Source organism: Fontibacillus phaseoli, from assembly GCF_003337355.1.
Lineage (GTDB): Bacteria > Bacillota > Bacilli > Paenibacillales > Paenibacillaceae > Fontibacillus > Fontibacillus phaseoli.
Window position 1 is genome coordinate 167537 of record NZ_QPJW01000002.1, and the last position, 24979, is coordinate 192515.

General features: G+C 48.0%; 25 protein-coding genes, 2 pseudogenes and 1 riboswitch. Of the genes and pseudogenes, 1 reads left to right on the forward strand and 26 read right to left on the reverse strand.

Annotation, left to right across the window (positions count from 1 at the left end; translation table 11 throughout):
• The 4 genes from DFP94_RS25450 to fabF form a co-directional block, all read right to left on the reverse strand.
• Window positions 1-3278: MucBP domain-containing protein (locus DFP94_RS25450; protein ID WP_181873068.1), on the reverse strand; the 3278-nt coding region annotated here is incomplete at its 3' end.
• A gap of 152 nt (window positions 3279-3430) precedes the next feature.
• Window positions 3431-3518: riboswitch (cyclic di-GMP riboswitch) on the reverse strand.
• A gap of 246 nt (window positions 3519-3764) precedes the next feature.
• Window positions 3765-6254 carry a winged helix-turn-helix domain-containing protein gene (locus tag DFP94_RS08130; protein WP_245954621.1) on the reverse strand — a complete coding sequence of 830 codons (2490 nt, stop codon included), beginning with the start codon at window positions 6252-6254 and terminating at the stop codon, window positions 3765-3767.
• A gap of 280 nt (window positions 6255-6534) precedes the next feature.
• Window positions 6535-7536, reverse strand: a complete 1002-nt coding sequence (locus DFP94_RS08135) for a DUF4349 domain-containing protein (RefSeq protein WP_245954623.1) — start codon at window positions 7534-7536, stop codon at window positions 6535-6537.
• Window positions 7537-7867: 331 nt separating this feature from the next.
• Entirely contained in the window at window positions 7868-9106 is a 1239-nt protein-coding gene (gene fabF / locus DFP94_RS08140; RefSeq protein ID WP_114495977.1) for a beta-ketoacyl-ACP synthase II, read from the reverse strand.
• Window positions 9107-9271: 165 nt separating this feature from the next.
• On the opposite strand from fabF, the gene DFP94_RS08145 reads away from it, so the two are divergent.
• Window positions 9272-10117, forward strand: a complete 846-nt coding sequence (locus DFP94_RS08145; protein ID WP_114495978.1) for a helix-turn-helix transcriptional regulator — start codon at window positions 9272-9274, stop codon at window positions 10115-10117.
• 78 nt (window positions 10118-10195) lie between these two features.
• On the opposite strand, the pseudogene DFP94_RS08150 reads toward DFP94_RS08145, so the two are convergent.
• From DFP94_RS08150 to DFP94_RS08255, 22 genes and pseudogenes are all read right to left on the reverse strand, one after another.
• Window positions 10196-10743, reverse strand: a pseudogene (locus DFP94_RS08150) (GNAT family N-acetyltransferase).
• Window positions 10744-10771: 28 nt separating this feature from the next.
• Window positions 10772-11191: a YjdF family protein gene (locus tag DFP94_RS08155; protein ID WP_114495979.1), complete on the reverse strand. Its 420-nt coding sequence runs from the start codon at window positions 11189-11191 to the stop codon at window positions 10772-10774.
• A gap of 150 nt (window positions 11192-11341) precedes the next feature.
• Window positions 11342-12277, reverse strand: coding sequence for a cysteine synthase A (gene cysK / locus DFP94_RS08160; RefSeq protein WP_114495980.1), 936 nt, complete (start codon window positions 12275-12277; stop codon window positions 11342-11344).
• Between the two features lie 140 nt (window positions 12278-12417).
• Window positions 12418-12981 carry a DUF4269 domain-containing protein gene (locus tag DFP94_RS08165; RefSeq protein WP_114495981.1) on the reverse strand — a complete coding sequence of 188 codons (564 nt, stop codon included), beginning with the start codon at window positions 12979-12981 and terminating at the stop codon, window positions 12418-12420.
• 21 nt (window positions 12982-13002) lie between these two features.
• A complete protein-coding gene (locus tag DFP94_RS08170; protein WP_114495982.1) occupies window positions 13003-13869 on the reverse strand; it encodes a P-loop NTPase family protein in 867 nt (288 codons plus the stop codon).
• A gap of 19 nt (window positions 13870-13888) precedes the next feature.
• Complete coding sequence (locus DFP94_RS08175) at window positions 13889-14230, reverse strand: hypothetical protein (RefSeq protein ID WP_114495983.1); 342 nt, start codon at window positions 14228-14230, stop codon at window positions 13889-13891.
• A gap of 10 nt (window positions 14231-14240) precedes the next feature.
• The gene (locus DFP94_RS08180) at window positions 14241-14855 is read right to left on the reverse strand and encodes an NUDIX hydrolase (RefSeq protein ID WP_114495984.1); all 615 of its coding nucleotides are present in this window, start codon (window positions 14853-14855) and stop codon (window positions 14241-14243) included.
• Window positions 14856-14938: 83 nt separating this feature from the next.
• On the reverse strand, window positions 14939-16060 hold the full coding sequence (gene yqeK, locus DFP94_RS08185; protein WP_114495985.1) for a bis(5'-nucleosyl)-tetraphosphatase (symmetrical) YqeK: 1122 nt from the start codon (window positions 16058-16060) through the stop codon (window positions 14939-14941).
• A 21-nt stretch (window positions 16061-16081) separates the two neighbouring features.
• Entirely contained in the window at window positions 16082-16888 is an 807-nt protein-coding gene (locus DFP94_RS08190) for a class I SAM-dependent methyltransferase (RefSeq protein WP_114495986.1), read from the reverse strand.
• Between the two features lie 6 nt (window positions 16889-16894).
• Entirely contained in the window at window positions 16895-17491 is a 597-nt protein-coding gene (locus DFP94_RS08195) for a DJ-1/PfpI family protein (RefSeq protein WP_114496357.1), read from the reverse strand.
• 125 nt (window positions 17492-17616) lie between these two features.
• A complete protein-coding gene (locus DFP94_RS08200) occupies window positions 17617-18177 on the reverse strand; it encodes a GNAT family N-acetyltransferase (RefSeq protein WP_181873069.1) in 561 nt (186 codons plus the stop codon).
• 63 nt (window positions 18178-18240) lie between these two features.
• Window positions 18241-18753 (reverse strand): GNAT family N-acetyltransferase, encoded by a 513-nt coding sequence (locus tag DFP94_RS08205; protein WP_114495988.1) that lies wholly within the window; start codon window positions 18751-18753, stop codon window positions 18241-18243.
• 75 nt (window positions 18754-18828) lie between these two features.
• Window positions 18829-19347 (reverse strand): GNAT family N-acetyltransferase, encoded by a 519-nt coding sequence (locus DFP94_RS08210; protein WP_114495989.1) that lies wholly within the window; start codon window positions 19345-19347, stop codon window positions 18829-18831.
• A gap of 67 nt (window positions 19348-19414) precedes the next feature.
• Entirely contained in the window at window positions 19415-19756 is a 342-nt protein-coding gene (locus tag DFP94_RS08215; protein WP_114495990.1) for a hypothetical protein, read from the reverse strand.
• A gap of 238 nt (window positions 19757-19994) precedes the next feature.
• Window positions 19995-20669: an HAD family hydrolase gene (locus DFP94_RS08220; RefSeq protein ID WP_114495991.1), complete on the reverse strand. Its 675-nt coding sequence runs from the start codon at window positions 20667-20669 to the stop codon at window positions 19995-19997.
• A gap of 12 nt (window positions 20670-20681) precedes the next feature.
• Entirely contained in the window at window positions 20682-21200 is a 519-nt protein-coding gene (locus DFP94_RS08225) for a hypothetical protein (protein WP_114495992.1), read from the reverse strand.
• A gap of 38 nt (window positions 21201-21238) precedes the next feature.
• Entirely contained in the window at window positions 21239-21709 is a 471-nt protein-coding gene (locus DFP94_RS08230) for a DinB family protein (RefSeq protein WP_114495993.1), read from the reverse strand.
• A gap of 197 nt (window positions 21710-21906) precedes the next feature.
• Complete coding sequence (locus tag DFP94_RS08235) at window positions 21907-22683, reverse strand: class I SAM-dependent methyltransferase (RefSeq protein WP_114495994.1); 777 nt, start codon at window positions 22681-22683, stop codon at window positions 21907-21909.
• 53 nt (window positions 22684-22736) lie between these two features.
• Window positions 22737-23222, reverse strand: a complete 486-nt coding sequence (locus tag DFP94_RS08240) for a hypothetical protein (protein ID WP_114495995.1) — start codon at window positions 23220-23222, stop codon at window positions 22737-22739.
• 4 nt (window positions 23223-23226) lie between these two features.
• Entirely contained in the window at window positions 23227-23922 is a 696-nt protein-coding gene (locus DFP94_RS08245; protein WP_114495996.1) for a class I SAM-dependent methyltransferase, read from the reverse strand.
• Window positions 23909-24301, reverse strand: a complete 393-nt coding sequence (locus tag DFP94_RS08250; RefSeq protein ID WP_181873070.1) for a VOC family protein — start codon at window positions 24299-24301, stop codon at window positions 23909-23911. The genes DFP94_RS08245 and DFP94_RS08250 overlap by 14 nt, the downstream gene beginning before the upstream one ends.
• A 36-nt stretch (window positions 24302-24337) precedes the next feature.
• Window positions 24338-24860, reverse strand: a pseudogene (locus tag DFP94_RS08255) (DinB family protein).
• Window positions 24861-24979 lie beyond the last annotated feature (119 nt).

Here is a 24979-nt window from a genome sequence, read left to right on the forward strand (position 1 = left end):
CAGACGTCCAGCGTGTAGCTGTAAGTCGGTTCCACCGCTGTATAACCCGCGATATCCTTCGCTTTCAGCTCGATCGTCTGACCGGTTACGCCATTAGCCGTTGTCGGATCGGCAAGAATTTTATTCGCGCCTTGCTCCAGGTACTGCACATCTACGCTTTGAGCGTCAGCCGTGTAGTAGAAGATGTACTCGTTGCCTTCGGCTTTAATCGTATAGCTATCGGTCGCTTTTTCCGGACTGTAGCCCGGTACGTCCTTCGCCTTGAGAGTTACCGTTTCACCGGTGACTCCGTCCACGCTCGTCGCTTCGGCAATATCCTCGCCTGTGGCGCGGTCTACATACTTCACGTTCACGCTTTGCTCGCTCGCGGTGTAGTAGAACACATGCGCTGCATTTTCATCGTCCAGCGTGTAGCTGTAAGTCGGTTCCACCGCTGTATAACCCGCGATATCCTTCGCTTTCAGCTCGATCGTCTGACCGGTTACGCCATTAGCCGTTGTCGGATCGGCAAGAATTTTATTCGTGCCTTGCTCCAGGTACTGCACTTCTACGCTTTGCGCGTCAGCCGTGTAGTAGAAGATATACTCGTTGCCTTCGGCATTGATCGTGTAGCTATCGGTCGCTTTTTCCGGACTGTAGCCCGGTACGTCCTTCGCCTCGAGAGTTACCGTTTCACCGGTGACTCCGTCCACGCTCGTCGCTTCGGCTATTTCCTCGCCTGTGGCGCGGTCTACATACTTCACGTTCACGCTTTGCTCGTTCGCGGTGTAGTAGAACACATGCGCTGCATTTTCAACGTCCAACGTGTAGCTGTAAGTCGGTTCCACCGCTGTATAACCCGCGATATCCTTCGCTTTCAGCTCGATCGTTTGACCGGTTACACCGTTAGCCGTTGTCGGATCGGCAAGAATTTTATTCGTGCCTTGCTCCAGGTACTGCACTTCTACGCTTTGCGCGTCAGCCGTGTAGTAGAAGATGTATTCGTTACCTTCGGCTTTGATCGTATAGCTGTCGGTCGCTTTTTCCGGAGTGTAGCCCGGTACGTCCGCGGCTGTCAGCTCAATCGTTTGGCCAGTCAGGCCATTCACCGTCGTGCTAGGAGCTACTTCATCCGTCGTACCCTTTTTCAAGTACTTCACCGTTACGTTTTGTTCACTTGCGGTGTAGTAGAAAATGTACTCGTTGCCTTCGGCTTTGATCGTATAGCTGTCAGTTGCCTTTTCCGGGGTGTAGCCCGGTGCGTTCGCGGCTGTCAGCTCAATCGTTTGGCCAGTCAGGCCTTTCACCGTCGTGCTAGGAGCTACTTCATCCGTCGTACCCTTTTTCAGGTACTTCACCGTTACGTTTTGTTCTTTGGCGGTGTAGTAGAAAATATACTCGTTGCCTTCGGCTTTCACTGTGTAGCTATCTTTTGCTTTCTCAGGTGTGTAGCCCGGTGCGTTCGCGGCTGTCAGTTCGACCGTTTGGCCGGTCAGGCCTTTCACCGTCGTGCTAGGAGCTACTTCATCCGTCGTGCCCTTTTTCAAGTACTTCACCGTTACGTTTTGTTCGTTGGCGGTGTAGTAGAAGGTGTAAACTTGATTCGGTTCAGACGTAAACGTATATTCCAGCTCATCAGGAGCTACTACGTTATATCCCTCGACCGGTAAGGCCTTCAGTTCAACTTTCGAACCAGCGGAACCCTTTTGGAAAGTAGGGTCCTTCAGTTGTTTGCCTGAATCCTTCTCCAGATACTTTACTGTAACGGTTTGTTCTACTGCTGCCGTGTATCCAAACCAAACGACTGGCGCAGGATTGGTGACGGTCAGAGTTACATTTCTAGGACTTTCTCCTACTTTCAACTGGTAACCTGCAACCGATTTTGCTGGTACAGAATGCGTTGAGCCCATAGGGAAAGCTTCCTTACCGTTTTGATCCTTGTAATACTCGCTATAAAGTGCTTCTGCGAATTCCGGACCCTCAACTTCAACGCCTTCGGCATTGATTGGCTTGCCGTTCGCATTGACTTTATAGCCCTTCATGAGGATGGAACCATTGCCGATGCTTACTTTCGGCACCTCAAAATCCTTCGAAACGTTTTGGTTATTCACATTCGTGTATTCCATGGTTGTTTTACCGTTCGTAGGATAAAGGACATTAGAAACCGGGTTTTTGGATTGGTCCATGACCACTGTGTAAGTGAATGTTGCAGGTTCGCCCTCGGCAATATTACCGACGTTCCAACTGAATTTCTCAGTCGCGGCGTCCCAAGTTACAGTCCCTTGCGATACTGTGTAATCTGCCGGACTAATTTGAGCTCCTTGCAGTTTGAGATTGAACATATCTCCCATCGGATCGATTACTCTTGCACTTTGTGCCGCATAAGAGATTTTCCCGGCCATTTCGCCGAAAATCGTGTTCAGCTCATCGCTGTTGGCAGAAAAATAACCTTCATTCTGAACGTCTTTCAGAACTTTAATCGCATTACTGTTATTGGAAACGTCGAGCCCGACCGAAAAAATCTTGAGGCCTGCGTCTTTAGCGATTTTTGCCTCCGAAATTGTTCCGATGCCGTTATCTTTTACGGAGAAATTATTAATTTCGTACCGTGAAGATCTTGAAAGATCATAATCTCCACCAGTTCCAAGCGTAGTTCCATAATCAAATTTCGTAATGGCAAAATTATAACTGTTATTTTGCCAACTGGAACTTTTGGCCTGCGTTCCCTTGAAACTGTAGGTTGGTTCTCCGTCACTCAATACGACGATTACTTTATTCTGAGCCGAGCTGTTCGCCAAAAGATCACGGGCATTCTTCAACCCTGCTTGAATATTTGTACCGCCGCTTTCATTGATACCGTCAATGGCCGTCTTCAGAGCATCCTTTTGACTAGGGCCTTTAAAATCGGAAACATTTGTAGCTGACTTATTGAAGGAGACAACGGCAATTCGGGTCGAAGACCCGGTTAACAACAAATTGTCCACGAACTTCTTCGCGGCTGTTCTTGCGTCTGCCATTTTGTTAATCCCCGTCCACCAGTCATATGCCATACTCCCGGACTTATCGATCACCAGCACTACATCCGAGCTTGTTTTGATGTTCTTACCCTCAGCCTTGAGCGTAATTTTCCACTCGCCCGATTTGCCTGTAGGTTCTGCCGTTTTGCTTAATTGAATTGCGCCGGGATTAGGCCAGACCGGATCGCTCGAAGTCGTCCCTGCTCCGAAAGCCGTCAAAGGACTAATAAAAAGTGAAAATAAACATAACCAGGATATTACAATCTTTAACCCGCGTTTCATAGGTTCCTCCTCATTTTTTCATGGAATTCCTCCCTTTCAGGCACTAGTGTTCTACCCTCCTTACTTTTGGGCATTTATATCTCACGGAACAAAATCCGCTGAGAACACAGGAAAATAAAAAACCGGCTACATAGACAATGGTAATTACATTGTTATGCAGCCGGACGGTCATTAATCACACGATTATTAGACTCCAAGGCTTTGCGACCTAATCTTTCGATTAGTGTGCCGAATATTCTATTAACAGTCATAAAGTCCCGATTCTAATAAAACCAGATTATGTAAATTAATCTTTCCTATGATATTTTCAATATATTTCAAAAAAAAATGCTTGTCAACTCATTAAAATGATAAAAATGTCACAGACAAAACCCGACTTAATATCGACACTTTTCGCATTTATAGTTCCTTATGACCTTCTACATTTACGATAACAAGGCCTAAAGTCAGCGTTCTTTCGATTTGATATTAGTATTATATCAAAACCTACTCACCCTGGCCAAAAACAAGCTCCTGGGTTTTTATTAAAGCTTGTACCCGGGATCCTACGCCCAGTTTACTGTAGATCCGATTTAAATACACTTTAACGGTTCCTAACGTCAGGCCAAGCTCGTCCGCAATTCCTTGGTTTGTCTGTCCCCTATAGAGCAAAGTGATGATTTGCTGTTCTTTTGGCGTAAGTCCGAACCGCACAGCAAGGTCGCCTGACTCCATCTTCGCTTTTAGGGGCACGCTGGCTATTTCCAGTAAACCGGATGCATAAATCATCCAGGATTCCGCCCCATGTCCGGCAAGATTGCTATCCGAATCAAGACCATATCGGATCAACTTGATCATCCATTCGCCCTCATCCAAAAAAGTGCGGCAATACCGGAAAGGCTCCCCCATCCTCAACGCTTGCTGGAGCAACACGGCTGCGCTCATCGGTCCACTGCGTCCTAACTCCGCCCTGGCTTGCAGCACGATAGAAGAAATGGCCAGATTCACGATTCCCGCCTCTTCCGCCTGGACCCGCAACGCTGTCAGCAGAACCAAAGCTTGTTCATTCGCCTTCCGAGCAATTAACAGCCTGGCTAGCGTCAATATTTCCAAGGCGTGATCCAAGGTAACGCGCTGATTCATCGATATTTTCAAATCCTGCAAAATAACCTCAGCCTCGTCTATATTTCCTTCTTCCAAATCAAGGTAAGCCAAAAATACGCGCAACGGCCTAAGCCAATGTACATATCCGTTTTCGGCTTCCTGAACCGTCTGAATCGTTTCTAGCACAATGGCCCGTGCGGCTAGCGGTTGATCTTCGCTTAGCTTTAGCTTGGCCAAAGTAAGCCTGTAAGGAATTAGCAGACCGGGTACTTCGCGATAACGGTTTCCGGCGATCATGCGATTCAGCCAATTCGCGCAAGCATCCAGTTCCCCCCATTCGTAAAAACCTTCCGCCAGCGCCTGTACGACATATTGGCAAATCAGAGAATCTCCCCAACCATGCTGCTCCAGAATCGAGACGATTCTCATGCCGATTTTCTTCGTCGTGTCCGTAATGACGCCCTTTAGCCCAAACGAAGTATTCCGCACAAACGGCTCTCTGAGATTATAATTGAAATTAAAAAACACGGAATCCTTCGGTAGCCGCTCTTGAATGTTATCCGCGAAAGAGAACCAATCTTCGAATTGCCCGGAGGAGAAGGCCAGATTGGCTTTTACAAAAAACAAACCGCTCACCCATTCCAGGTTCGTTTCATCTTCGGACGAATGAGACAGCCTTGCTTCGCATTGATCCAATAAAGCCTTCGCTTTCATGAAATCGCTTGTTGCGGAGTGAACAAAGGCTTGCAAAAGCAAAAGGCGGAACGGAAGCTCGTAGGAATCCGGGAGCTGTTTAAACCAGCCCAGCAGCGTCCCGAAGTCTCCCTGGCCTATTACGTCTCCCACATGACGATCCAGCAGGTCGGAAGCCAATTCATACCTTTCGCCCAGTAAGGCATAGTCGATCGCTTCTTCCATCCAGCCTTCTTGGGCATAAGCGGTACTGGCCCGGATATGGAGATCTCGCCATTGATCTGGCATCTGCTGTTGCAGTGCCGTTACCAGATAATCCGCAAACAAATGATGATAACGGTACCATTCCCTATGGACATCCATCGGAATCAGGAACAACCCCTTTTCCTTGATAAGCTCAAGTTTGATCCCGCTATCTTCCTGCCCCGTCACGATCCTGCAAATATTTCCGTTAAGCCGCTTCAATATCGAAGTCCGCAGCAAAAACTGCTGCAGCTCTTGATCCAGCCCCGCCATCACCTCATGAAAAAGATAATCGGCCAAATGCCGCTGATTGCCTCGGATTTGCACGTAGTTGGACAAATGGTCTTGACCGCCCTGCTGCATGGATAACAGCACCAGTTGCAGACCGGCGGCCCATCCTTCGGTACGTTGCACCAGCTTCTCGACCGCATCTTCAGACAGCGGATAGCCGAGTAAATTTTCGCAAAGCTGTGCGGCCGAAACTTCATCGAATGCCAACTCCTGCGGCCCGATGGTTTGCACATCCCCGTTCATTTTCCATCTGGCCATTCCACTGAAGGGGAGTTCCGTCCTTGAAGCAATATATATACAAACCGATTCCGGCAAATTATCAATGAAAAAATTCAAATACTCATGGACTTCCGAATTGTGTATCAGATGATAGTCATCCAAAACAATAGCCAGCGGCTGATCCTCCTGATCCAGTTCATTCAGCAACTGCTCCAAAAAAGAAATCATGGCCCCTTCCGAAAACTCCGTCATAAGCGGTAGCGTCCGATCCTCCACCCCCGGTTGCGTATGTTGAGCGAGCGAATGCACTACATACCGCCAAAATCTTCGGTGATCGTTCTCCCGTTCATCCAGAGTCAACCAGGATACCGGCCTTTGCTCATGATATGTACATTCAAACAGCGCCGTTGTTTTCCCGCTGCCCGCTGGGGCAACTATCGAAATCAAGCGTTGCCTGTTTCCTCTCCCCCCGGATAACTCCCATAAGGATCTATTGACATAGTGGCTACGAAACGTAGGCGGCAGCAATTTAGTTTTGAGAATAACAGGCCGTTGCATAGTAGCACCTCCAAAGTCTTGCCTTTAGTCTCAAACGACCGTCATCACGGTACCATTCAACAACTCTTCATTGATTTCGCTTTATGAGCAGGGGTTTCCTCTTTTCATGCAAAAAGAAAACCGGAAGATAATGACTTCACGCCTTATCTCCGGTTTTCGGCTCGGGACTTTATTTCTGATCGTCATCCTCTTGCTCGGTAGCAGCAGGCGATATCTCCTGATCCGGAATTTCCTTGATTGGATCAGATACTCCCCGTTCCTCAGACCGCTGTGCATTCCAGTCTGCGAAGCGGTTCCGTTTCTTTCTTCTCCGCCGCAGCGGCCAGACAATTGCCGCAATAACCGCGCCGATCACGATCAATGGCAAAGCGCCGGACAAGACGACCACTAACCATTGCAGCACTAATAAGATCACATCGATACTTCCGGTAAGCGCGTCTTGCGCCCGCTTATACAAAGGCGGCTTTTCTTCGTTTAATTTCACGATAGAAGTTTCCATCGGCTGATACAAACGGATTTCAATCGTGGAAAAAGAAACATTGTTGTCTATATAGCGCATCCGGCCCTTAATCTGCTCAATCTCGGTCTGAATCCGTTCCAGTTCGTTCACGAATTCGACCAATTGCGACGTTTGCGTGGCTTCATCCACAAACTTGAGATATCTCGCTTCCATTGCCTGCTTCACTTTAAGGCGCGATTCCAGGTCCACGTATTCTTCGGAAACGTCCTGTCCCTGAATGCTCTGCTGTATAGTCTCCGGTTTCAGTTGTTCCAGCCGATCCAGAAAAGAGGAGAATCCGGCAGCCGGTACTTTGAGAATGAAGGTGCCGCCCCGCTCATGCTGGGATTGATTCTCAGAAAATTCGACAATATACCCGCCCGTCAGCGTGATCAAATTGCGGATTTCCGATTGTGCTTTCCCGTAATCTTTTACTTCCATGACAACATTGGCATGGTAAATCAGCTTTTTGTTGAGTCCCGCAGCCGAATCCGTCCCCTGGAAACCCGAAGAAGCCCGGTCCGACTCGGCAGCGGATTCGGTTGGTGGAAGACTCGCATTGCCGCCAGCATCTGCGGCAGGCGCCTCGGAGGTCATGTCTGATTTTTCCTCGGATACGGCATTATTGGCTGCGGAAGAGCTTTCATAACTGCCGGAATCCGCGCTGTTCATATTACTTGCGCTCCCGCAGCCTCCCAGTAGGAAAGATAATGCCAAGCAAAGCAGAAGTGCATAGAATCCCCATTTTTTCATTTTAAATCGCCCCCAGGTTCTTATCTATTTTTTTGGCTTTTGAACTCCTGACGTTTCCAGAGGCTGGAAAGTTGCGGAGGGACGTTTTTAAACTTTTTTATCGGAACAACAGGGATGTTTCCAACCTCATCCGCTATGAGAATATCCATGATTTTACCACTCTATATAAGAAAAAAAGACAGCCGATATGGAGACTTTCATCTCCACGCCGCTATCTTTTGGAGTAGGGTCATGATACGATTTCTACTCTTTATGCTTGATACCGCCTTAACAGAATGGCTGCGTTATGTCCGCCGAACCCAAACGAATTGGATAGACCCGTCCTTAGGGAAGCTTCCCTTGCATGATGCGGGACATAGTCGAGATCGCACTCGGGGTCCGGATGTTCGAGGTTGATCGTCGGCGGAATGATGCCTTCGTTCAAAGATTGGAGCAACGCGATCGCTTCAGCGCCACCCGCAGCGCCGAACATATGGCCGGTCATCGATTTGTTGGCCGTTACGGGAACCTGAAGCACCCGCTCGCCGAACAGCCTTTTGAGCGCTTTCGTTTCCGCCAGGTCACCGACATGGGTACCCGTTGCGTGCGCGCTGACCACGTCAACTTCTTCGGCAGAAATTCCTGCCGATTGAAAGGCGCGCTTCATTGCGAGGAAGGCGCCGTCTCCTTCCGGATGCGACGCCACTACATGATAGGCATCCGAGCTTGCGCCATAACCGATCACTTCCCCGTAGATCATGGCCCCTCTGCGCAGGGCATGCTCAAGCGATTCCAGCACGAGGATGCCGGCGCCTTCGGCCATGACAAAGCCGTCCCGGGTGGCATCAAACGGTCGGCTGGCCTGCTCCGGATCATCGCTGCGCTTCGATAGCGCCGTAGCGTTGCCGAAGCTGGCAAGCGACAACGGGTGGATGGCCGCCTCCGTCCCGCCGGCGATCATTACGTCCGCTTCCCCGCTCCGGATCAAGCGAAATGCTTCGCCAATCGCGGTATTGCCGATCGAACAAGCGGTCACCGGGGACATCGTCGGTCCCATCGCTCCGTAACGGATGCTGATCTGCGCCGCCGCCATGTTGGATATCATCATCGGCACCAAACTCGGGCTGACCCGGCCGGGACCCCGGCTTTGGTATGCCTCCATATTATCCGTCAGCGTCTGAATTCCGCCGATGCCGGTGCCGACATAAACGCCGAACCGTTCGCGATCAATGCTTTCCGGATCAAGATTGGCCTGCTTCACTGCCTGGTCTGCCGCGTACAGTCCATACTGAACGAAACGGTCCATTTTCCGAGCCTCTTTACGGCCGAACAGGCCTTCAGGGTCAAAATCGAAAACCTGTCCGGCGATTTTTGTTCCGAAATTCGAAACATCGAACCTATCGATCACGGTAATCCCCGATTTTCCTGCTTTAAGCTTATTCCAAAACGTCTCCACCTCATTGCCCAGCGGCGAGACGATGCCCATTCCCGTAACGACGACTCTTTCCATCTAAAAACCCCCTTGAGTTCCATTCGGCTATGTAACAGCCGTCTTTGTCCCTATTGTATCTCTTCATTATCCTATTACAAGTTTTTAGTTATCCTAGTATAATGTATAATACAATAACAACAAAAATTCTAATCCGTAGCGAAGTGTTTGACTGGAGGCAGAGTAATGCAAACCGATCCCCGGCTTAAAGCCCTTTCCGATTTTTTGAAAATCCAGCGTTCCAAGCTGCATCCGACTACTGTCGGATTGCCTGCGGGTTCGCGCCGCCGCACGCCCGGATTGCGGCGCGAGGAAGTCGCCCAATTGGCCGGCGTAAGCACAACCTGGTACACCTGGCTGGAGCAGGGCCGCGACATCAAAGTCTCCGCTTCCGTGCTGGATGCCATTTCGGGAGCCCTTCGCCTTAATGGCGACGAGCGAAAATATTTGTTCGATCTGGCGCTCGAGAACGGGTTTCATCCGGAGCTGGCCGACGAGAAAGAAGCCATAATCAGCCCGTCGCTGCACAAAATTCTTGAGGAATTGAAGTTCTGTCCCACCCTGATTTCCGATCGCCATTGCCATATCGTTGGCTGGAATCCGGCGGCCTCCCATGTGTTTCTGAATTTTCAGCAAATTCCGGAGCGTGATCGCAACCTGATCTCCCTATTGTTCAGCAAAAAGGAGCTGCGCAGTCTCGCGGTGAATTGGGCCCATTTCGTCAAAGGATTTTTGTCCATCTTCCGGGCGTATTACGGTCAATATGTCGCGGACCCATGGTACTCGGATTTTATTGAGTACATGTCCGCCAATTATCCCGACTTTACGGAACTCTGGAATCAAAGCGAGGTAAGCGCCGCTCCGGAAGTCATGATCGAATTCCGTCACGCCAAAGCCGGAAAAATGCTGTTCAATCTATCTTCACTGCAGGTACAAGGGGAGGCGGACTTGCGTTTAAGTATTTACACCCCCGCCCCGCAGACGGCCACCGAGATGAAACTAAGAAAATTGCTCGAAGGACATGAAGAGTAATGCATCTTAATGTCCAGACCAATACCCCTTGTAAAATAAAAAAATGCGGCACCGTATTCCTGGTGCCGCACTTTTGATTTATTTCGCTGTTTCCCGGTACTCCTCCGCCAAGATGCTCATAAGGATAACATCGTGATACTTGCCGTGCTTGAAAATCTTTTGCCGCGCCCTGCCTTCTTCCTTGAAGCCGCAGCTAAGATAGCAACGATGGGCGCGTTCGTTGAAACCGTAAACCTCCAGCTCAAGCCGGTTTAGGTTCAAAGTTTCGAAAACAAAGCGTTGAAGCAGTCCGATCGCTTCCCGTCCGTAACCTTGGCCCAGCATTTCTTTACGCCCGATCACAATGCCGAGGGTGGCGGAGCGGTTTCTCCAGTTAAGGCGGTGAAGGTCGATTTGGCCAATATAGTCCAGGGTGTCCTTCTCCGCGATTATGAAGCCTTGTGTTTCCGTATTCCCTTCGACCATACTTTTCAAAAAGGATTCCGTATTATGATAGGTTTGCGGAAACATAAAGATTTCGCTTAAATTTCCGACAATGTCCTCATCATTAACCCAACTTCGGATGTGCGGCAAATCCTCCATCCGGTATTCACGCAAGTGATCCGCTTTCCAGTGATATGCGGCATATTTTCACCTTCCTTGTACAGTACAAATTTATCTTCCGCGATGCCTTTGCTTTGCCTTCAGCACTTTCCGCTCCCGCTTGAGGGCTTCTTGGCGTTCCCGTTCTTCCCGTCCGGTGCTTGCTTTTTCTTTCTTTCGCTGTTCATACTCCTGTTTCAGCGCTTTCTGCGCAAACGTCGATATGCCCCTGTTGTCCATCTCACGGGCGGTCAGACGGGCCAGCCGTTTCGGGTTAATCCGGCCTCCGGCCGCTTCCTTCATTCCTTTAACGCCCGTAGAACGGGACAGGGCATCCATCACCGGAAGCATATCATGAATTACAAATTGCCAAATTTCCGGATCTTTCGGCTCGCCTCCAAAAATATGACGGTAAACTTTCAGCTTTCCTTCGGCCATTTCCTCGATGACGCCAACCCAAAACTTTCCTTCATAAAAAACGGTCAACTTCATGTAAATCCCCCTCTTGTTAAGCAGCGGAACGACGGACATCCCGAGGGGGAAGGTTACTGACATGGCCTGGGCCATGCTTCTGGACTACCGACCAGAATGTGTTTTTTCGTTCCGCATTCAGTATTTAATAATATAACCGGCCTAAAATTCCTATTCTTCCGGGAATAACGGTGTAGACAAGTATCGCTCCCCGGTATCCGGCAACAGAACAACGATGTTCTTCCCGACATTCTCCGGCCGCTTGGCCAGTTGAACGGCAACATAGGCAGCGGCTCCGGAAGAAATCCCCACCAATAGGCCTTCGGTTCTTGCCAACAGGCGCGAAGTACTAAAGGCGTCTTCATCCTTGACAGGGAAAATTTCATCAACGATCGCAGCGTCGAAATTCCGCGGTACAAAGCCGGCGCCGATCCCCTGGATTTTGTGGACGCCGCGCTTGCCTCCCGAAAGTACAGGCGATTCATGAGGCTCCACCGCCACGATTTGCACCGAAGGATTTCTCTCCTTCAGGAATGCGCCCACCCCGGAGATGGTGCCGCCGGTTCCGACCCCGGCCACAAAAATATCCACGTTACCGTCCATGTCCCTCCAAATTTCTTCCGCGGTCGTGACTTTATGTACAGCCGGATTGGCAGGATTCTCGAACTGCTGGGGAATGAACGAATTCGGCGTCTCTGCAGCCAATTCTTCAGCCTTGCGGATCGCGCCTCCCATGCCTTCCGCCGCAGGGGTCAGGACGAGCTCGGCGCCCAACGCCACGAGCAACTTCCGCCGTTCGATAGTAAAGCTCTCCGGCAGCGTGATAATGAGACGGTAGCCCAACGCCGCAGCCGCAAAAGCGAGCCCCACCCCGGTATTTCCGCTGGTTGGCTCAATAATGACCGAACCGGGCTTCAGCAATCCTTTGGACTCGGCGTCCTTAATCATGGCAAAGCCGATCCGATCTTTTACGCTGCCCGCAGGATTAAAATATTCCAGCTTGGCTACAAGTTTGGAATGCGCTCCCGTTGTCCCCGCAAAATTGTTGAGTTCCAGCATCGGTGTATTACCAATAAGATCCGTTAGATTTTTCGCAATATTACCCAAGACAATCCCTCGCTTTATTGAATTCCGACGTTTGGGGTCGGCTACTTCCACTGTATCACCGTCCACACCGCAAGTAAACGAATGTCCGGGCACGGGTGCTACGGCCTAACATAATTCTGGATTCTTCCACTAATTCCACCTCAACCCTCCTTCAATATAAGCAATAATTCCTCGTCCGTCCGGTTTTCACAGGCCAGCAGTTGCCGATAAGGATCGCCTTCCAGTTGAAGCAGCCGGGCAAAAGCCGGTTCGGTTTTGAGTCCGCTTTGTTTTAACGTAATAATTTCCTGTTTAAAAGGTTCGCCGTACAGCCTAAGCATCCTCGCTTCCACCATCATATGCCGGTAGCCATTCTGTTGCCGGATTGGCATGGGCTGTCCGAACAATTCCACGGGCCATCCCTCGCAGATAAAATTGGCTTTGATCCTCTCAATCCCCTCAACCTGGCGCCGCACAATCTCAAACTCCGGGAAATGTCCGAAGTGGAAGATTACCTGCTCTACAAATAAAGCAAAATCATGCACCTCGCAAATGATATCCAAATCGCTCCCGGGCACCTGGATATCGAGGGGAACCGTCCCGACCAGAATCGGATCATAATCCCTTAAAGTCTCAAAAATTGAATGCTTCTCCAATAATTCCTGCACTTCGGCCTGCAGCCCGGTTCCGACTACCGGATCATCGCGTTTTACATCCTTCATCATAAGTCTATTATCACCTGCCGATCATATATCACGGATTTCCTTGGACACTGCAAGCGATTCCAGAATATCTCTTAATTCCGCCTTGCTTTTGACCGGATCATACGCCGTATTGTTTAAAATTATTTTGCGGAGCCGTAAAGAGTCGAGCAATTCAAGCGTGAATTCCCTTTTGTATCTCAGTATTTCGACCGTTCCTTCCAATCCCGTCAAGCCGCGGTTTTTCCCAAATCCCTGCCCGGTATAATACTCGATGAAACCTTCACTCCATTCACGCGGTCTCTGTTCAACCGCATTCCGGAACGTCCGGTCCACGTCCTGTTGATCGATATAGATCACGACGGGATCGAGCTTGAGAATACTTTCCTCCAACCGTCTGACATACTGCCGAATATCTTGTTTCGGGACATCATATTTGATCAGGCCTACGGTAAGCGGATTTTGCAAAAAACAACACTCGAAAATATCCGTCGTGTACCGTCCCTCGGCCTCTTTCCCATATTCGCGCCATTTTTCCGCAAGGACTTCCGCATGTCGTTCAAACGGAAGTTCATAAACATCATGTTGAAACATCTGACTCGCCAAGAAATCGGGAAAATCAGCCCCGTCTTCTTCTCTCAGTTTGCGATACGGAATGAAGTAGCGGTCCCCGCGTCGAACCGAACTCTTTTCCAATAATGAGGACAAATCCTTTTGTTCCGTCAACAGCTGCCGGAATTCCTCGGCTTCATAACAAGCCACGCCGTCATAATCCGCGGGATGCTCCAGATTTCCTTCCAAATACAGCCGGGTCTCCTGCCCGAATCCGGTCAATATTTCACGGGTCCATTGGGCATGCGTCGATTTGCCTGAACCGGGCAGGCCTTCGATCATCACTAATTTGCAAGTCATGTTGGCAATTCCCTTTCATTCATAAAAAATTGGCGTACAGGATCATTCCAAGAAAAGGGATCACCCAGATCAATGGAATCAGGTTCCAAAGCACCGCGGCTCTCCATTTCTTCTTGGCAAAAAAGTACCAGCCGAAACACAGAGCCAGTAAAAGACCGCCGGGATAGGCTTGAATGTAATAATACAAAATATTCAATCCAATGTTATTCTCCGATCCCGGGCTGTCAAACATCATGGCGGAGATGCCCAATACGACGAGCCACACTGCCGAGAAAAGCAAATATAAAACCTGTGAAACAATCAGAAAAGCAAGCGTCTTCGGGGAACTGTCCATCCCCGTTAATCCGGGAAGAATACTCATTTCCCCGGCTCTAATCCAGCCAAGCCTCATGCTGGACATGCCTTGCCTTGAACAGCAACTGAATTTGTTTGAGCGTATTTCGTTCCGTGGACAGCGGCGGTAATTCATCTTCGCCAAAATATCTCGCCTGAAGGGTTTCCATGCCCGCTTGCAGTTGTCCACCGGTTACTTCGCAGAGAATAAACATTTTGTAAACATGCCACGCCGCCGGAGGATGATCATGGAATTTCTTGTCCAGCACACCAAGGAGTCTGACCGGACGCACTTCTAGTCCGGCTTCTTCCTTAACTTCCTTGGCTGCGACTTCTTTAGGCGACAGTCCGACATCGGCCCAGCCGCCCGGCAAGGCCCAGGCACCATCCAACCGTTCGCGGACGAGCAGTAGTTTGTCCCCCTCAAACACGACGCCGCGGACATCCACCTTCGGTGTTGCATAGCCGGTCTCGGATGCGAACAGTGCCCGCACTTGCTCCCCCTCCACACCGGTATACTGGCTCATGATTTCCACACTCAGATCCCGAAGCATTTCAAAACGTTCAATATCATAGATGTCTTTGGAATAAGCCAGTCCGGCTTGACTGATCGACTGAATCTGCTTGGCCCATTCCAGCCATTTTAACTGCATTGCCAACTCCCCTTTCCGTCGCTCAAGTTAGTCTTTTTCCAGGAAGCATCCTGCTTGTCGTCAAATGAAAAAGAGTTGTTCCCTCAGGCTCTGACATACTGGATGTAATCGGTCACGGGAGGCGTCAATTGCTCCATCCGCAATCCGGAGGCGATTTGACCGCGATGGTAACTTCCATGAAGCGTAATATGCGTCAAAATATCGATAATTGCCGTCGTGAATGGTATTCCTTTACTGTTCTGATAAGGGATCCCCTTATATAAATCCTCTTCCTTAATCTTTGAAAAATAGCGAGCGAATCCTCCGGCGTTACCCGCGGCCAAACGCTCGCACTGCTCGAGGCTCATGGTCTCGGTCGGCCACAGATTTATCGCCGTTGTCCCCCCGGCTTCGTTCAGCCGGGACAGCCAAATCGCTTCGGCCGCCAAAATATGAGCAAACATTCGCAGCGTAGCCTGAGGCACCGATTGTTCCATTTGCAACTGGTGAATAATCTCCCGGTTGGCCCAGGCCATGTGATCGAACATCCTAAGCAGATGCTGCTTCATGGGACCGGCTTCTTGCTGTACTTGTTCCAGCAGCTCCTCCCTGGCGGAAATCAGCCAGGAATGAACAAGTTTCATATGATCCCGCTGGCTATATACATGATCCAAATAAACATATACCGCCTCATTGAGACGGCGGCCGTCGACAAGGCGGCGAATCTCGCTCAAATAGGCGTGTTCCCCTGGCAGTTCCCAGGAGACTTTATCGGCGATGAACACCACTTTATCAAACAAGGTAGCCTGAGGTCTAAGCGTTGTATGGCATTCGATTGCCTTCAGAATTCCTTCATCGCCGATGTTAAACAACTGCTCTGCCATAGCCCGTGACAACTTCTGATGCAGGATTCTCGCATACGATAGCTCCTCATCCAGGATTTCAATGCCGGCGTCTTGGGCCACTTGAATCATCTGAGTAACGGGAATGACATTGCTGATGTCGTGAAGAAGCGCAGCCTGCTCCGCCTTGAGCGGATCGGCACCATAGAGCCGGGCAATGCGCACGGCCTGGCTGGTCACCTTCAGCGTATGATCCCATGTCTCGCTGTCCTGGTGAAGTTTGAAGAAAGTGCTAACGTCCTGAAGCAGGCTTCCGGTGAGACTGAGCCCGGCCGCATACTTTTCCAGCCCGGTTTCGTTCAAATACTTGTCCGTATCTTCCATAGTATCTCCCCTGTTCCGAAATCAGTTTTTTCTCGCGATAATCAACAAATGCTCCGTGGCCTCCCTATATTGAGGAGCCTCACTGGTTTCACTGGCAGCCTGCACAAGATGATCGTAGACCTGACGGTCCTCATGAAAAAGCCGAGTCAATTCTCCGCTCATTCCCGCCAGGAAGCTCTCCGCACCCGCATAAGATATGATGTCAAAACCACCTTTCCTCACTTCCTCCAACGCGATCCCAGGAATCGTAAAATAACATTCAGTAAAGCCTTCATTCTCATTCAGTTGTTGCTCCTGCAAATACTTATAAATATTTTCGGCATCCCGGTAAGAATCGCTAAATTCCGTCACGCCGGCCTTTAAGCAACCCCATGAATTGATAAAAGAAAATATGGCGGTCCCGCCCGGCTTCAAAACTCTTGAGGCATGAGCGATAATTCCGAGACGATCCTGCGCTTCATGTACATGATATAAAGGCCCCAGAACGAGCACGCCGTCGTAGGCTTCCTTCTCCAGAACATACAAATTTCTCGCATCTTCACATATATAGGCTTCTGCTTGCAGTCCAAGCTCAGCGATCCGGCTTTCCGCCAACGCAAGTTCCTGTGATGACAAATCGAAGAGGGTTACCTGGTATCCCTGCTGGAGCAGTTCGATTGAATATCTTCCCGGCCCGGAGCCGATATCGCAAATATGTCCCGAATCGGGCAAATATCTATCCATTAGCCGTAATGTTGACAGCCACTCTATCTTGCTATAAGGATTGTTTAGCCGATTCCATTCCTGCTCCGCGTTATTATCGTAATAACTTTTGACGACTTGGCTCATTACTTATCACTCCCTCAATTCTTGAAATTCGACAATTCCTTCCATGTCATAGGGATAATCGATCTGCATTTTAATCTCCGAGACCGCCCCCTGTCCTGCGAATATTTTCACAAGGTAGAGCGCAAGATCTATGGATGTGGCAACGCCTCCAGCCGTAATGAGATTCCCGTCTTTTACGATCCGCTTCCGAATAACTTCTTTGCAGTAGGGTTCCAGCAAATCATACGCACCGGGATGCGTCGTGGCTTTCTTGTCTTTCAACAGTCCCGCAGCCCCCAGCAGTAAGGATCCGGTACAAACAGATACGATATAACGGCAAGCTTCGGCCTTACGGAGCCAGGAAATAAAGGACTCATCGAATCTTAGCTGCCTCGTTCCCATCCCGCCTGGAACAAATACGAGATCATACTGCGATAAATCCGGATTCACGAGGTCTACTTTGATCTTCAGGCCAAGTTCATCCCTGACTTCTTCTTCGGGTCCGCAAAAGTCCCAGGTGACCCCTTTGGATGATTCAAACCCGTTAAGCCGATAAATCACATCATAAAAGCCGATCAAGTCCAAAAAAGTAAGGCCGTTAAAAGCAACAAGGGCAATTTTCAATTCCTTTCCCTCCTTCAGCGTCATAACGTATTTCATCCCACTTATAAAACAACCCGGCCCGACATACTTTGTCGATTAGGCCGGGTGCATGTTGTCTGATTCTTAGTCATATTTCATTGCACAGATTAAGCCGGGCTAAGCAGCAAACTCATGCCGATTACGTCCACGTAGCTTCCATCCTGCAGTTTGATTTGTTTTCGCAACAGGCTTTCTTGGACAAATCCCAGTTTACGATACAACTGAATGGCCTTGCTGTTGTTGGCAAACACCTCGAGGCTGATTTTTTCTAGCTTGTGATGCTTAACAGCCCAGTCAATAAGAGCTTGAAGCAATGCTTTTCCGATGCCGCCCCCTTGATAATCGCTGCGAACGCTCATTCCGAAATAGCCGGTATGGGCAATTCTTCGTTTATGTCCGCTATGAAAATCAAGGAGTCCGACTACCTTCCCCTGCTCTTCCGCCAGCAAGATGAGACTGCTCTCCTTGTTCAGCGTTTCTTCAATCCATTCGCGCTCCATTTCAACGGTCCTGTCGAATTCCTCAGGAACGGTTAATAAGAAGGATTCCGAAGAAATAATTTCCCGGTTATAGGCCAGAATTCTGTCGGCATCATGCCCAACCGCGGTTCTGATCTCAATGATTTGGTTATATTTGTCCACGATCCTGATCGGTTCAAACCAGCCCATACTCATCTTCCTTTCAGCGGAATTTGGATAGCGCTATTTCCTCCGATTACCTTCAAGCTTATTTTATGCCCCTGTCACGGCAAAGCGTTGGGATACGATTCCGTGCTCCCCAGGGAGTCCGTCGATTGTCACCGAAGTCCTTTCCTCAACAAAACTTATTTTTAAGTTGGCGTAAAGCTTTTTCCAAAATCGGACAGCCGCAAAATTGTTTTCCAACTGCTCCACATGATAGGTTCCGGGATGCAAATGAAACACTTGGCTTACCGTTTCCGCCGCCAAGTTTCTCCCTCTGAACTTTTTCAACAGGAACAGCTCCTGGATCGAATACTCTTCTTCATTTGGCGTATACGGCGGCGAACATATCAGTACGAAACCGGCAATTTGTTCATCGGCTCGGATCAAATACGGGATCAACGCCTGCTTTTCCAAATACAAGTGAGTATTGCCCAAATCAAATTTCCCGTCTTCCCTCACATCTTCTCCTGTATAAGACGATAGTTCGTACAAATACAAATTATATAAATTGAAAAAGAGTTCTTTCTCACTCACGCCTATTTCGGAGAGTTGAAGATTCATATATTTCCTTCTTTCAATTGATTGATGTTTATCAAAGACAATATCGTTTATCGCGATTGAACTCAAGGAATTTTTTTATATACCGATATCATCCAAGCATTTCATCGCTAAAAATTCGATCTCCCGATCCTCCACTTTGCTTGGAAAGCATTCTCCTTTTCTAAACCCGGTCCGTTCATATACTTTAATCGCTCGCTCATTAAAAGCAGCTACGACCAATTGAAAGGATGTAATGGCATACCGTACGCTTAGAAATCCCATAGCCTCAATTAAAAAGCTCTGTCCAATCCCTTTTCCGGTAAGATCCGGTCTCAGTCCAAGTCCGATATCCAGGCAATCATGATGTTCATAAATACCGGCCGGGTAACCTCCCGGCACTCGTGCCGAGTTCCCGCTGCATATATATCCGATGACTTCATTCCTCCGCGGGTCGATCCCCAAGAAATACTCTCCGTTCATCAGTTCGCTGATACACTCGTCGCTATCCTCCATACTGTAGATCGAATAGATTCCTTCGTATGTCCAGCGGGATAGGACAGCCGCCCGGTCTCGGGTCATCGGTTCGAAAGTAATCGGGAAATGAATATTACTCATCGAAAAACCTCCAAATCTAGCCGTTAATTAACGGATACTAGGGAAAAGCTCTCTTCAAAAGATTCCGTCATGGACGGTTAAGCAAAAACAGAATGCATGCAACCGAAAAAATAATCAGCAAAACTAAAAGAAAGGCAATGATATAACTCTTCAAAAGCACGCCGAACCTCGTCTTTTCCTTCGTTATCACGAAATACCGGGAAATCCAGGCTATAGCCATGGCAACCAGCGACAACAACGACGAGAACCTGAGCAATTTAAACAGGTACTGCCTTAATGGAAGCTGGATCAATTCCGTAACCGCGGATCCATCGTATTTGACCACCGTCGTATCCTTAAAAAACACGACTCCGATTAACAAAGCAATCAGAAAGCTGTATACCCCCGTCTTTACAATGAGCTTCTCCAAGCTGCCATCCCCCCACTTCTTATTCATGAACGATGACGCAAGAAAATGAAAATCCAATTCTCCAGTGTTAACGTTTTCTTTATTATATGGGGTTAAGCCGGGGATGAATAGCTTATCGCAGCGAGTAGTTAGATTTTTATTATTATTATTCCGTTAGATAAACGAAAGCGGCCTACCTCAGATTTTCCTCTCAGGCCAGGCCGCGTCTTTGGTTTACCACCGATCTCTTGTTGCCAAATCAAAGTATCCCGTCTAATTCTTCCAAGGATTCCACGATCAAATCGGGTCTCACTTCATGACTCCAGGTAATCTTGTTTCGATTCAACCAACACGCTGTAATTCCTTCCCGCTTTGCACCCAATACATCCGATGACGAATCCCCGATATGAATAATACGGCCCGGAGCCACTTGATAATAATTGATCAATTGCTTAAACATGACATTCTGTTCATCGTTCTTGTACGAGCTGTACTGTTCCGAGGTCAGGAGACGAATTCCATAGTCCTTATAAAACGGCGGCACCATAGCATCGTCCGCATCGCTTACAATACAAACCTCATACTTTTTCGTAATACGGCTCAGAAAGGCCTCCGTATCCTCATAAAACTCCGACAGTGCATGTTGGCGGAATAAATGGCGGTTCGCTTTCACGCAATCATAGGAAATCTCTTTCGCAGAAAATACGTCGGCAAAACTGTGTTCGTATACTTTTGCTGTCAAGGTAAAAGCTTCATGCTTTGAAAACTGCTCCTTATGCTTAAAGAAACCTTCCAATAGCAAACCGGCGTATTCATCGGCCAATTGATCGGTATATGTATTTAGCAAAATCGGCTGCCAAATATGAGATCTTCTTGTATCTATATTCACCAACGTTTGGAACAGATCGAGGCTTACGACTTCAAATGATCTCATGGAATATCCTCCTTAAGTGAGGTCAGAATCGATTTTGCTTCTCAGATAAGCTTCATGAAGCCCTTTTTTATAAAATTCAAGCTTCTCTCCAGTAGCTCCTTGAACCCGGTCTATTACTTGTCCCAGATGATAACCGGCATGCTCGAGAAGATGATATAGCTGGTGAATATGCTCTTCATTCAATGGCAGCTCCCCCTGAATATACCGTTTCATGAGGATGCTCCACGCTCTCAATTGTTCTTCAAAAGCTTGTATAAGTTGTTGGGATGTGACCGTGTCGCTTGGAAAATATTCCTGGAATCCTTGTTTCAATTCCGGATCGGATTCCGATAATCTCAAGCAGTTTCTGGCGATGTGCTCGCACATATGCATGGTGATTCCCCCGATTGTATTGCTGCCCGGGTAATTTTCGGTCCATAACAATTCTTGTGAAAGCCCTTGAAGAGACTCTTTTAATTTTAAAAAGTACATGTCGTTCATCCGATGCAACGAAATTTTCAAAAAAACCTTCTCAAAAGATGCGGCCTCCATGCTTCTCCATCCCTTCCCTTATGAAAGCTCATTCACCTTTACCCGACCCAACCTGCAGTCTCATAGCCTCGTGAACTTAAAATATGATTGCAATAGCCGATATGATGCTGGATATGCCGGATCTGCATTAAAATAACGTCGGCCTTGGTAAACTTGTCGTAAACCGCGCACGGGTCCACCAAAGATACCCCTGCCAGTTGCTTGAAAAATGACTCGGACTTTACTTTCATCTCATCTATATAACCAGCAAGTTCATGCTTCGTTGGATAGTCCAGGCATTTCTTATCGAAATCCGGGGTAATATCCTTGTTGAAATTCGGTAAGTGAAATTCTTCACCTTCTTCTCTAAACCAAAAAGCAATGCCGGTGATCGCGTGTAAAATATGCTTCCAATAATCCAATTCCGGATCTGCCCACACTTCCTCTGGCCCTAATTCTACTAATTGATTCAGCATTTGCAGCGCCGGTTCAAGATGTCGTTGCAAGACAGCAACCATTTGGCAACTCATCACATTTCCTCCTCTTCAAAATCAAAGTTTTTTATAAATGTCTCCATTTGTGCTATATGATGCCGATCATGCCATACAACCAAAACACCCCTACCATTAATGACTTTCATGTCCTAGGCAGCGGTGTTTGTCGGTATATTCTTTTCTAATTATATACATCTCGTCATCATGAGGCGGTGATGGCTTTTCCCAAAAGCTTACGACTTTTCAGCAACTACAATAAAGCTCTTGGGAATTCCCGCATCGAACACCTCGGAGGATAAATTAGGCAGTTCCTTCAATTCCTTGATCGTTAATCCCGAGCCGGCAACCGAAGTGATCACTTCGCCAAGCGTCCAGTATCTTTGATAAACTTTCGTGGGCACGGCATCATCGGAATATTTCGAATAAGCAACCTCGCGTTCAACCACGGCATCATCAAAATAGTTGCCCGTAACCTTATGTTTTCGAATATTCGCTGTTGTGCCTCGGGAAGAAATCAACTTGGTGGACACAGGATGGAAATCCTGCAAAACAAACCGCCCTCCCGGTTTTAAAAGCGTGGCAACAACCTGAAAAAGAGGATTCAGGTCGAGAAAATAATGGAGCACGCCTTTCTCCATAAACACCAAATCATATTCTGCACTCAACTCATGAGAAGGCAGCTGTAGAACATCGGATACAACGTACCGGATTTCCGCCTGCGCGGCATGAGAGAGTTCCTCCGCATATCGGGCATTATCGGCGGAGAAGTCCACAATCGTAACATTCGCCCCGAGCAATGCTAAGGCAACGGCTTTCATCCCATTCGAACCAAGTAAATTCATGACTTTCTTGCCGGAAACCTCACCAAAATAATCATAAATCTCGCCGATTTTCTTTTGCGGGTTTTCTTGAAGTTTTTGCGCCGCTTCCACCGGAGATCCGAATCGCTTAACCCATGCTTCAAAGGCACCTGTATTCCATGCTTGCTGATTTTTTTCGTTAGACTTCATTGATGCCCTCCATTTTGCTAAGAAACGATGCGTCAGAAATGCAGTTCCTAATATTATGGCCTATATTGTTCTTCCATGGCTACCAGCGTATCCCCGGCAAAGCGGAGATTGAACAATCTTTCTTCTAATTCCGAAGATACAAATTCGTTATAATCCACCGCTCTTGGGGTAGCGCCATCCATTACATAAAATAAACCGTCTTTTTCTAATTTCACTTTTTCCTGTTCGTTCGTTTCATTTCGAATATAAAATCCGTTGCTTAATGAACCTGCTTCGGGATCGCCATCTTCCTTCGCCGCCTTCTCCGCTTCCGCATCCGAGAACCATTCCGCATAGTCAAGGACCAAGTAATATTGCCCTTCCTCGCTTATCAACTGTTTTATAAAGGCAAGTCTCTTCGTGATTGGTGACTCGTCGGATGTCTTGGATACAGACGAATTACTCTTCTCATCTTGCAATTTCGTGTAAAGAAAAACATTACCCAGCAGCGAGATCACGAATAAAAATATAATAACATAATTGAACCCCCGTTTTTTCATCCTGTCACACTCCTTTCCACCAAACCCCGGTACATTCCGGCACAATGGTTAGTTGCTTCTCCTTAATCTTGTCACCCAACTCATCTCCGAAAAAATCGCGGCATAACCGTTCCGCTTGTTCCGCCGAATCAAATTCATAGTCGGTTCTTATAGCTTTATGTTGGAATCCGTAATGCTGTTCAAGCGCCTCGTAGTAATTTCTTAAGAAATCGGGCCCCGATGGTTCCGCATGGCCGGTTCCCAAAGTTTCCAGGATGATGACGGTTCCGCCAGGTCTCAAAATTCTGGAAATCTCCGTCATGACTAGAGATAAATTCTGCTCCCATGCCTGATGATTGCTGCTGCCTACATAGCAAATGCTCCACCCGGCCATGATGATGTCCATACTCTGGTCATGAAGGGGAATCTGCCTTAAGTCGGCTACGCAGGTCTTCCAGTTGGCTACTCCCATCCGATCCAGCTTGCTTGCGGTAACTCTCAGCATATCTGCCGCAAAATCAACCGCTATAATGCTCTTGGTTTGGGTAGCCACCATAGTTGTCAATCTCCCTGTCCCTGCCCCGAGATCGGTAACGTCCTTATTACTAAAATCAACAATCTCTGCCAGCGTGGCGGGAATGTTGCCCATAAAGTCTTCTTTGGATACGAGCAGATCGTAAGGCGTTGATATGTAACCGTAAATATCGTCATTTCTTAGCATTGTATAGCTCCCTTTCTCCTATTGCTGGAGTTACAAAATTCATGATATTTCCGTCGGGATCTCTAAACCAGAACGATCTGGCCCCCCAAGGGCGGCTTGTTGGCGGCTTTACAATATCTACGTTAAGACGCTTTAATCGTTCGAATTCGACATCTACATTATCCACTTGAAACCCCAGCGTAAAACTGCCATAACCCGCTCCCCGCATGCAATCCGGAGCCAGCCTCTCCATCCCTTCCGATGAAAAAACTGCCACCTTTACCCCGCCGGTCCGGATCTCCGCAAAAAAATCATCCCCCTTCACGCCAAGTACCTTTGCATAAAATTCGGACATGATACGAACCTGATTTGAAATAAGACCGACTTCAAAAAGTTCCAAGATCATCTCTCCCAACGGTATTGTAAGGATCTGCGATTACTTTGATCTCTTTTTAATGATTCGGATCTGGCCCCGATGGTTGATTTCATCTTCAAAAACATGAAACCACATAAAATACCGATTGGCTTGCTTCCCGTGCCAGAATTCTTCCTCTTGATATAACCACTCATCGTTTATAGTTTTAAACAAATCGAAGGTCCGGTTTCTGACCGTATCCAGTTTCTCCAGATAATAATTCAGATCATTGCCTTTAATTTTCTCCCGGCCTTCGGCGCCAAGGTTTAACGCGGCTCCCCATTCCGCCATTTCTTCATCGTTTAATCCCATTCTCAAACGTACCGACTTGATAAGCATATTCGACCGCCGCGAAATGCAGTAAAAAAGCCCCTATGGAGTTGCTCTCGGCATCCAACAAAAAGTCCAACTGATCTACCGATAAATTTTCTACGGACTTTGTCGTGGTAAACCTTGCGTAATTCATCATAGATAGCAGACGGCTAACTTGTGGCGAGTAACCAGGGATGTCGGTGATTAAGTAAATATTGTCCATGTTCAGCATGTTATTCCCTCCGGATAATTAGGATCATTAATTGAACAAATTAACTGGATTGCCTACAGTTAATATCGTCTAGTTCGTTCCATTAGGCCTATTAACTGGATTTCCTACAGCTAATACTG